General features: G+C 41.4%; 10 protein-coding genes. 8 read left to right on the top strand and 2 right to left on the bottom strand.

What is annotated here, in order from left to right:
• Positions 1–40: 40 nt before the first annotated feature.
• Complete coding sequence (locus tag HT703_RS10800; protein WP_054392617.1) at positions 41–853, bottom strand: Cof-type HAD-IIB family hydrolase; 813 nt, start codon at positions 851–853, stop codon at positions 41–43.
• A gap of 189 nt (positions 854–1,042) precedes the next feature.
• Here HT703_RS10800 and HT703_RS10795 point away from each other — a divergent pair, with 189 nt between their 5' ends.
• The 6 genes from HT703_RS10795 to folK all read left to right on the top strand — a co-directional run bounded on the left by HT703_RS10795 (position 1,043) and on the right by folK (position 7,084).
• On the top strand, positions 1,043–2,461 hold the full coding sequence (locus HT703_RS10795) for an NCS2 family permease (RefSeq protein ID WP_000359272.1): 1,419 nt from the start codon (positions 1,043–1,045) through the stop codon (positions 2,459–2,461).
• A gap of 52 nt (positions 2,462–2,513) precedes the next feature.
• Positions 2,514–3,221 (top strand): CPBP family intramembrane glutamic endopeptidase, encoded by a 708-nt coding sequence (locus tag HT703_RS10790; RefSeq protein WP_000660471.1) that lies wholly within the window; start codon positions 2,514–2,516, stop codon positions 3,219–3,221.
• Positions 3,222–3,314: 93 nt separating this feature from the next.
• Positions 3,315–4,289, top strand: coding sequence for a dihydropteroate synthase (folP, locus tag HT703_RS10785; protein ID WP_000240957.1), 975 nt, complete (start codon positions 3,315–3,317; stop codon positions 4,287–4,289).
• Position 4,290: 1 nt separating this feature from the next.
• The gene (locus HT703_RS10780; RefSeq protein ID WP_000657461.1) at positions 4,291–5,613 is read left to right on the top strand and encodes a folylpolyglutamate synthase/dihydrofolate synthase family protein; all 1,323 of its coding nucleotides are present in this window, start codon (positions 4,291–4,293) and stop codon (positions 5,611–5,613) included.
• Complete coding sequence (folE, locus tag HT703_RS10775) at positions 5,594–6,148, top strand: GTP cyclohydrolase I FolE (protein ID WP_000380916.1); 555 nt, start codon at positions 5,594–5,596, stop codon at positions 6,146–6,148. The genes HT703_RS10780 and folE overlap by 20 nt, the downstream gene beginning before the upstream one ends.
• A 123-nt stretch (positions 6,149–6,271) precedes the next feature.
• Positions 6,272–7,084, top strand: coding sequence for a 2-amino-4-hydroxy-6-hydroxymethyldihydropteridine diphosphokinase (gene folK / locus HT703_RS10770; protein ID WP_023936478.1), 813 nt, complete (start codon positions 6,272–6,274; stop codon positions 7,082–7,084).
• A 116-nt stretch (positions 7,085–7,200) separates the two neighbouring features.
• Here the strand turns inward: folK and HT703_RS10765 are convergent, their stop codons facing one another.
• A complete protein-coding gene (locus HT703_RS10765) occupies positions 7,201–7,518 on the bottom strand; it encodes a DUF960 domain-containing protein (RefSeq protein WP_031233617.1) in 318 nt (105 codons plus the stop codon).
• Positions 7,519–7,872: 354 nt separating this feature from the next.
• Here HT703_RS10765 and rplM point away from each other — a divergent pair, with 354 nt between their 5' ends.
• On the top strand, positions 7,873–8,319 hold the full coding sequence (rplM, locus tag HT703_RS10760) for a 50S ribosomal protein L13 (protein ID WP_001044624.1): 447 nt from the start codon (positions 7,873–7,875) through the stop codon (positions 8,317–8,319).
• 19 nt (positions 8,320–8,338) lie between these two features.
• Complete coding sequence (rpsI, locus tag HT703_RS10755; protein WP_000075973.1) at positions 8,339–8,731, top strand: 30S ribosomal protein S9; 393 nt, start codon at positions 8,339–8,341, stop codon at positions 8,729–8,731.
• Positions 8,732–8,868 lie beyond the last annotated feature (137 nt).

Here is an 8,868-nt window from a genome sequence, read left to right as displayed (position 1 = left end):
CCTAGTTTGCTCTTTGATTCTCATTGAGTATCAGTATAGGTTATAAGAATAAGTCTTGCAGGGTTTTGGCAACTCCGTCTTGGTCATTTGTCAAGGAAATTTGCTCATCTGCATAAGGGAGTAGCTCTGGATTGGCATTTTTCATTGCATAACCTTTCCCAGCAAAAGCGAGCATTTCGGTATCATTGTGTTCATCTCCAAAGGCAATCAAATCCTTTTTGTCACGGTTCATTACCTTGAGCAAGTAGTCCAAAGCAAAGGCCTTATTAACTCCTTTGGGTGTACACTCAAGGATATTGAGCGGACCTCCCCAGGTATTGATAGACAGTTGATGCTGGTAGAAGGCGTTCATTTCTTTTGCCAAGGCATACTTGTCACTGGCTCTGGTCTGCAAGAGAATACAGTTAGGATCCTTGGTCACCAATTCAGGCTGGAATTGATCTTCAGGCTGGAAAGCTTCTACACCAAATAGTTTGGGATTGGCAATTTCTTCATTGGGATTTGTAATGTAGAATTTTTTACGATATTCTCCAGCGATAAAATCGGCTTGAATGTCCTCTGAACGTTGAACCATATCTAGCAGATATTTTTTGTCTACAGTCAAACACTTTTCAAAATCCCAAACTTGGTCTGGTAAATGAGTAAGGGATCCGTTGAAGTTAATCATAGGAGTGTCTAAGTCCAGTTCACGGTAAAAATCTTTTGACATACGGTAAGGGCGACCTGTCGTAATAATAACCTGATGGCCTTTTTCAGCAACTTTTTTGATGGTTTTTTTGGTAAAGTCAGAAATTTGACTGTCTGAGTTGAGCAGGGTTCCATCTAGGTCAACTGCAATAATTTTTTTCGTCATATGGACCTTTCTAGTGTGTTTTCAGATAAGATGTCTTCTATTATAACAGAAAGCAGGCAGAAAAGCAGATTCCAAACAAAAAATGAAATTGGATTAATTTCTTAAACAAATCAAACAAAGACATTGAAAAAGTGAATGATAAATGATATAATTCTATTATTGTTCGTAAAAATTAAAAGGAGATTGATAATGGACAAATTATTTAAACTAAAAGAGAACGGTACAGACGTTCGTACAGAGGTTCTCGCTGGTTTAACAACTTTCTTTGCAATGAGCTATATTCTCTTTGTAAACCCACAAATTCTTTCGCAAACAGGAATGCCTGCTCAGGGTGTTTTCCTAGCAACGATTATTGGTGCAGTAGCGGGTACCTTGATGATGGCTTTTTATGCTAACTTGCCATACGCTCAAGCGCCAGGTATGGGGCTGAATGCCTTCTTTACCTTTACAGTTGTATTTGGACTTGGTTATTCTTGGCAAGAAGCCCTAGCTATGGTCTTCATCTGTGGGATTATTTCATTGATTATTACCTTGACAAATGTTCGTAAAATGATCATTGAATCGATTCCAAATGCCCTTCGCTCAGCTATTTCAGCTGGTATCGGTGTCTTCCTTGCCTATGTAGGAATTAAGAATGCTGGACTTTTGAAATTCACGATTGATCCAGGCAACTATACTGTTGTAGGAGAAGGGGCTGACAAAGCTCAAGCAACGATTGCGGCAAACTCTTCAGCAGTTCCAGGATTGGTCAGCTTTAATAATCCAGCTGTTTTGGTGGCTCTTGCAGGACTTGCCATTACTATCTTCTTTGTCATCAAAGGGATTAAAGGGGGAATTATCCTCTCTATCTTGACAACAACTGTTCTTGCTATTGCAGTTGGTTTGGTAGATTTGTCAAGCATCGATTTTGCTAATAACCATGTTGGTGCAGCTTTTGAAGATTTGAAGACAATCTTTGGTGCAGCTCTTGGTTCAGAAGGTTTGGGAGCTTTGATTTCAGATACAGCTCGCTTGCCTGAAACTCTGATGGCCATTCTTGCCTTCTCATTGACAGATATTTTTGATACAATTGGTACCTTGATCGGTACAGGTGAAAAAGTTGGTATCGTAGCGACAAATGGTGAAAATCATCAATCAGCTAAGTTAGACAAGGCTCTTTACTCTGACTTGATTGGTACTTCAATTGGTGCCATCGCAGGTACTTCGAACGTAACGACTTATGTTGAGTCTGCTGCTGGTATTGGTGCAGGTGGACGTACTGGTTTGACAGCCTTGGTCGTGGCAATCTGTTTTGTGATCTCAAGCTTCTTTAGCCCACTTCTAGCGATTGTACCAACAGCCGCTACAGCTCCAATCTTGATTATCGTTGGGATTATGATGCTGGCTAGCTTGAAAAATATCCATTGGGATGATATGTCTGAAGCAGTTCCTGCCTTCTTCACATCTATCTTTATGGGATTCAGCTACTCTATCACTCAAGGGATTGCAGTTGGTTTCTTGACTTACACTTTGACTAAGCTTGTCAAAGGTCAAGCTAAAGATGTTCATGTCATGATTTGGATTTTGGATGCCTTGTTTATCCTGAACTACATCAGCATGGCCTTATAATAGGATAACCCAGGGGGATTTTCCCCCTTTTTGAATACAAAGGAGATAGGTGATGAAAGAGAAAAATATGTGGAAAGAATTATTGAATCGTGCAGGCTGGCTGTTAATCTTTTTGCTGGCGACAATTTTATATCAGATTCCTATAGGGGTTACTGCTATTTTAACCTTAAGAGAAGTACCGCTATTACAGTCAGGACTGATAGTTGCTGGTATTTCGATTGTGGTTCTGGTGCTATTTATTATTGGAGCTCGTAAAACGCAATTAGCAAGTTTTAATTTTTCATTTTTTAGAGCTAAGGATTTGGCACGATTGGGCTTGAGTTATTTAGTCATTATCTGTTCAAATATACTTGGTTCTATCTTGTTACAACTGTCAAATGAGACGACAACAAGTAACCAGTCTCAGATTAACGATATGGTTCAGAATAGTTCTCTGATTTCCAGTTTCTTCTTGTTGGCCTTGCTTGCTCCAATTTGTGAGGAAATCTTGTGCCGTGGGATTGTTCCTAAAAAGATTTTCCGAGGAAAAGAGAACTTGGGATTTGTAGTCGGTACGGTTGTGTTTGCTTTATTGCATCAACCGAGTAATTTACCTTCTTTATTGATTTATGGAGTTATGTCGATCGTTCTGTCTTGGACGGCTTACAAGACCCAACGTTTGGAAATGTCTATCTTACTTCACATGATTGTTAATGGGGTTGTTTTCTGTTTGTTGACTCTCGTGGTAATTTTGAGTCGGACATTAGGGATTTCTGTTTAATATTTTTGACAATTGCTTACTTGTTTCTACTGGGAAAAAGATGAATGCAATCGTGTCCATCTTTTTCTTTTTATGGTAAAATAGAGAAATAATATGGTGAAAAGCCTTGAGGGAGTGACTGATATGTCAAGTAAAGCCAATCATGCAAAGACAGCTATTTGCGGTATTATCAATGTAACCCCAGACTCCTTTTCGGATGGTGGTCAATTTTTTGCTCTTGAGCAGGCACTCCAGCAGGCTCGTAAATTGATAGCAGAAGGAGCTAGTATGCTAGATATCGGCGGAGAATCGACTCGGCCGGGAAGTAGCTATGTTGAGATAGAAGAGGAAATCCAGCGTGTTGTTCCAGTGATTAAAGCTATTCGCAAGGAAAGTGATGTCCTCATCTCCATTGATACTTGGAAGAGTCAAGTAGCAGAAGCTGCTTTGGCTGCTGGTGCCAATCTAGTCAATGATATCACTGGTCTCATGGGTGATGAAAAAATGGCCCATGTGGTTGCAAAGGCTGGAGCGAAAGTAGTCATTATGTTTAATCCAGTCATGGCGCGACCTCAGCATCCTAGCTCGCTCATCTTCCCTCATTTTGGCTTTGGTCAAGCTTTTACAGAGGAAGAGTTAGCTGACTTTGAAACATTGCCAATCGAAGACTTGATGGAGGCTTTCTTTGACAGAGCACTAACGAGAGCAGAGGAAGCTGGTATTGCTCAAGAAAACATCCTGCTGGATCCAGGAATTGGCTTTGGTCTGACCAAGAAAGAAAATCTGCTTCTTTTACGGGATCTGGATAAACTACATCAGAAAGGCTATCCAATCTTTCTTGGAGTGTCGCGCAAGCGGTTTGTCATCAATATCCTTGAAGAAAATGGTTTTGAAGTCAATCCTGAGACAGAAATTGGTTTCCGTAATCGGGACACGGCTTCGGCTCATGTAACTAGTATCGCTGCGAGACAGGGTGTAGAAGTGGTGCGCGTGCATGACGTAGCTAATCACAGGATGGCAGTTGAAATTGCTTCCGCTATTCGTCTGGCTGATGAAGCGGAAAATTTAGATTTAAAACAATACAAATAAGATGAAAGAATTTGAAAACAATCAGTGGATTGCTAACTACCGGACGGATCAACCGCATTTTGGCTTGGAACGAATGGTGGAACTGTTAGCTTTGCGTGGCAATCCCCATCTCAAACTCAAGGTCATCCATATCGGAGGGACCAACGGCAAGGGTTCGACCATTGCTTTTTTGACAAATATGCTGAAAAAGCTAGGGCTGAGAGTTGGCGTGTTTAGCTCGCCCTATCTCATTCATTATACAGACCAGATTAGCATCAATGGGGGATCCATTCCAGAGGCTAGACTAGAAGCCCTCATGGCAGACTATCAGTCTTTGCTGGAGGGAGAAGCGGTCGCCAATTTGCAGGGGACAACCGAGTTTGAGATTATCACAGCCATAGCCTATGATTACTTTGCCTCGGAGCAAGTAGACGTGGCTATCATGGAAGTCGGCATGGGTGGACTTTTAGATAGTACCAATGTCTGTCAGCCCATTTTGACAGGAATCACGACTATTGGATTGGATCATGTGGCTCTACTTGGTGACACCTTGGAAGCCATAGCAGAGCAGAAAGCTGGTATTATCAAACAAGGTATTTCCTTGGTGACAGGTCGCATTTCTCCAGATGCTTTGGCTGTGATTGACCGCATTGCAGAAGGGAAAGATGCGCCGAGACTTGCCTACGGGGCAGATTATCAGGTCAGCCATCAAAAGAGTGTGGTGACAGGCGAAGTCTTTGACTATACAAGTGCTGTCAGACAAGGTCGCTTCCAGACAGGTTTACTTGGTTTGTACCAAATAGAGAATGCTGGGATGGCCATAGCTTTACTTGATACTTTTTGTCAAGAAGATGGTCGAGAACTAGCAAGCAATGACTTGCTTGCTCAAGCCTTGGAAGAAACAAGTTGGCCAGGGCGTTTGGAAATCGTGTCAAGAGATCCCTTGATGATCTTGGATGGGGCCCACAATCCCCATGCTATCAAGGCTTTATTAGCAACCTTGCAAGAACGCTTTGCGGATTATCATAAGGAAATCCTCTTTACTTGTATTAAAACCAAGGCCTTGGAGGATATGTTGGACTTGCTGGGGGCCATGCCAGATACCGAGCTTACTTTGACACATTTTGACGATAGTCGGGCGACTGATGAAAGCGTGCTGAAAGAGGCAGCTAAGTCTAGAAATCTCAGCTACCAAGGTTGGCAGGATTTTCTAGAGCAGAAATTGACAGATAAAAAAGAAGAGAAACAAACAGTTAGGATTGTCACAGGTTCCTTGTATTTCTTGAGCCAAGTGAGAGCCTATCTGATGGAGAGGAAGAATGAAAATGGATACACAAAAGATTGAAGCAGCTGTAAAAATGATTATCGAGGCTGTCGGAGAGGACGCTAACCGCGAGGGCTTACAGGAAACACCTGCTCGTGTCGCTCGTATGTACCAAGAGATTTTTTCAGGTCTTGGTCAAACAGCGGAGGAACATTTGTCAAAATCCTTTGAGATTATTGATGATAATATGGTGGTAGAAAAGGATATTTTTTTCCATACAATGTGTGAACACCACTTCTTGCCATTTTATGGTAGAGCGCACATTGCCTACATTCCAGATGGCCGTGTGGCAGGCTTGTCTAAGCTAGCCCGTACGGTTGAAGTTTATTCAAAAAAGCCACAAATTCAAGAACGTTTGAATATCGAAGTGGCCGATGCCTTGATGGACTATCTAGGAGCTAAGGGAGCCTTTGTTGTCATTGAGGCAGAACATATGTGTATGAGTATGCGTGGTGTCAGAAAACCAGGCACTGCAACCTTGACGACAGTAGCTCGTGGTCTATTTGAAACAGATAAGGACCTTAGAGATCAGGCTTATCGTTTAATGGGACTATAATACTCTTCGAAAATCAAATTCAAACCACGTCANNCCTACGGCTAGCTTCTTAGTTTGCACTTTGATTTTCATTGAGTATAAAAAGAATCCGCTTTGGGCGGATTTTTCTAGAAAGGAATCATTATGGATCAACTGCAGATTAAGGATTTGGAAATTTTTGCCTATCATGGTCTTTTTCCCAGTGAGAAGGAATTGGGGCAGAAGTTTGTCGTTTCAGCTATCCTATCCTATGATATGACCAAGGCAGCGACAGATTTGGATTTAGCAGCCTCTGTCCATTACGGAGAATTGTGCCAGCAGTGGACGACTTGGTTTCAGGAAACGAGTGAGGATTTGATTGAAACGGTAGCCTATAAACTGGTAGAACGTACTTTTGAGACCTATCCTCTTGTCCAAGAAATCAAGTTGGAACTGAAAAAGCCTTGGGCGCCAGTGCATTTGCCACTAGATACATGCTCAGTAACCATCCATCGCCGTAAGCAACGAGCCTTTATCGCCCTAGGAAGCAACATGGGAGATAAGCAAGCAAACTTGAAACAAGCCATTGATAAACTGCGAAATCGAGGTATCCATATTCTCAAAGAATCCAGTGTCTTAGCGACGGAGCCTTGGGGTGGTGTGGAGCAGGATAGCTTTGCTAATCAGGTGGTTGAGGTAGAAACATGGTTGCCTGCCCCAGTCTTGTTAGAAACATTGTTGGCTATTGAGACAGAGATGGGACGGGTGCGAGAAGTGCATTGGGGACCTCGTTTGATTGATTTGGACTTGCTCTTTGTGGAGGACCAGGCCATTTATACAGATGAGCTTATCTTGCCCCATCCTTACATAGCAGAACGCCTTTTTGTTCTTGAGTCTCTACAAGAAATTGCGCCTCATTTTATCCATCCGACATTAAAGCAACCTATTCGCAACTTGTATAATGCTTGGAAACAATAGAAAAAACTCTAGTTTTCAGTCACTTGCAACTGAAGGCTAGAGTTTTTATACTCTTCGAAAATCTCTTCAANNNNTGCGGCTAGCTTCCTAGTTGGCTCTTTGATTTTCATTGAGTATTAAAATAGGTCATTTTCTTCTGGGAGGAGGATAGTCTCTCTACCGTCCATATCTAAAACCAGTACTTTCGGGGGATACAGAGGGTCGAAAGGATGGTTAAAGTCAAAATCAATGGCTGTAGGGAGGTGTTGGCTTGAAAAGTGGAAGGTAATTTTTCCATGGTTATTAAGCAATTGAAACTCAAGTTCTTCTTCCAATTCAAAGACATTTTTTAAGAAATGGTCGATGATATACCAAAAAGAGTCAATAACGTCATCAGGCAAACTGGTAACAATGCCAAAACTAGCAGACCGCATGTGGGCATTGGTAAAAGCCATATCTCTGCCCCCTTTCTTTTCCCTTATCATACAACAAATAGGATTAAAAATCAAGAAAAGGTAATTTTTTGAAAAGGATTTTAGCTACAGGGAAAAATAAGGAAAAAATCCCAAAAATCTCCCGAAGTTAATAGGTAAATTCCCAAATTAACTTGATTATATAACTTTCAGTTACTTTGAGAAGTTACCGAAAAATATTTTTCATATCTATTGACTTTTAGGGGTGAAATTTGGTATGATAGTAAGCGGTATTGTTTACCCCATTTGAAAGGCCCCGGAACCTTCCAAATACTTTTCGATGGGAAGGAACACCCATCACCGTAAACAAAAATCGAACTATATATAGGAGAAATCATGAACAAAACAACATTTATGGCTAAACCAGGCCAAGTTGAACGTAAATGGTACGTAGTTGACGCAACTGATGTACCACTTGGACGTCTTTCTGCAGTAGTTGCTAGCGTACTTCGCGGAAAAAACAAACCAACATTTACACCACACACTGATACAGGTGACTTTGTGATTGTTATCAATGCTGAAAAAGTTAAATTAACTGGTAAAAAAGCAACTGATAAAATCTACTACACTCACTCAAACCACCCAGGTGGATTGAAACAAATCTCTGCAGGTGAACTTCGTTCTAAAAATGCAGTACGTTTGATCGAGAAATCAGTTAAAGGTATGCTTCCACACAATACACTTGGACGCGCTCAAGGTATGAAGTTGAAAGTATTTGTTGGAGCTGAGCACACTCATGCTGCACAACAACCAGAAGTTCTTGACATTTCAGGACTTATCTAAGGAAAGGAACAAATAAAGTATGTCACAAGCACAATATGCAGGTACTGGACGCCGTAAAAACGCTGTTGCACGCGTTCGCCTTGTTCCAGGAACTGGTAAAATCACTGTTAACAAAAAAGATGTTGAAGAGTACATCCCACACGCTGACCTTCGTCTTGTCATCAACCAACCATTCGCAGTTACTTCAACTGTAGGTTCATACGACGTTTTCGTTAATGTTGTAGGTGGTGGATACGCTGGTCAATCAGGAGCTATCCGTCACGGTATCGCTCGTGCCCTTCTTCAAGTAGACCCAGACTTCCGCGATTCATTGAAACGTGCAGGACTTCTTACACGTGACTCACGTAAAGTTGAACGTAAGAAACCAGGTCTTAAGAAAGCTCGTAAAGCATCACAATTTAGTAAACGTTAATTCGAAAGAATTACTATACTTATACAGAGCACCTTTCGGGGTGTTCTTTTTTTATACTTTCTTACTAAATTGGTGCAATTGACACAGTTGTTGCGACTTTATACTCTTCGAAAATCTTTTCAAACCACGTCAGCTCT

The sequence above is a fragment of the Streptococcus sp. 3874 genome, from assembly GCF_013276425.1.
Lineage (GTDB): Bacteria > Bacillota > Bacilli > Lactobacillales > Streptococcaceae > Streptococcus > Streptococcus pseudopneumoniae.
Note: the sequence above shows the minus strand (reverse complement) of the source record. Positions and strands in the feature narration are given on the sequence as shown.

Coding starts and splice junctions, on each gene's coding strand:
- HT703_RS10790 (WP_000660471.1), top strand. CDS start 2,514: ATGAAAGAGAAAAATATGTGGAAAGAATTATTGAATCGTGCAGGCTGG.
- folK (WP_023936478.1), top strand. CDS start 6,272: ATGGATCAACTGCAGATTAAGGATTTGGAAATTTTTGCCTATCATGGT.
- HT703_RS10800 (WP_054392617.1), bottom strand. CDS start 853: ATGACGAAAAAAATTATTGCAGTTGACCTAGATGGAACCCTGCTCAAC.
- folE (WP_000380916.1), top strand. CDS start 5,594: ATGGATACACAAAAGATTGAAGCAGCTGTAAAAATGATTATCGAGGCT.
- folP (WP_000240957.1), top strand. CDS start 3,315: ATGGTGAAAAGCCTTGAGGGAGTGACTGATATGTCAAGTAAAGCCAAT.
- HT703_RS10765 (WP_031233617.1), bottom strand. CDS start 7,518: ATGGCTTTTACCAATGCCCACATGCGGTCTGCTAGTTTTGGCATTGTT.
- HT703_RS10795 (WP_000359272.1), top strand. CDS start 1,043: ATGGACAAATTATTTAAACTAAAAGAGAACGGTACAGACGTTCGTACA.
- rplM (WP_001044624.1), top strand. CDS start 7,873: ATGAACAAAACAACATTTATGGCTAAACCAGGCCAAGTTGAACGTAAA.
- rpsI (WP_000075973.1), top strand. CDS start 8,339: ATGTCACAAGCACAATATGCAGGTACTGGACGCCGTAAAAACGCTGTT.
- HT703_RS10780 (WP_000657461.1), top strand. CDS start 4,291: ATGAAAGAATTTGAAAACAATCAGTGGATTGCTAACTACCGGACGGAT.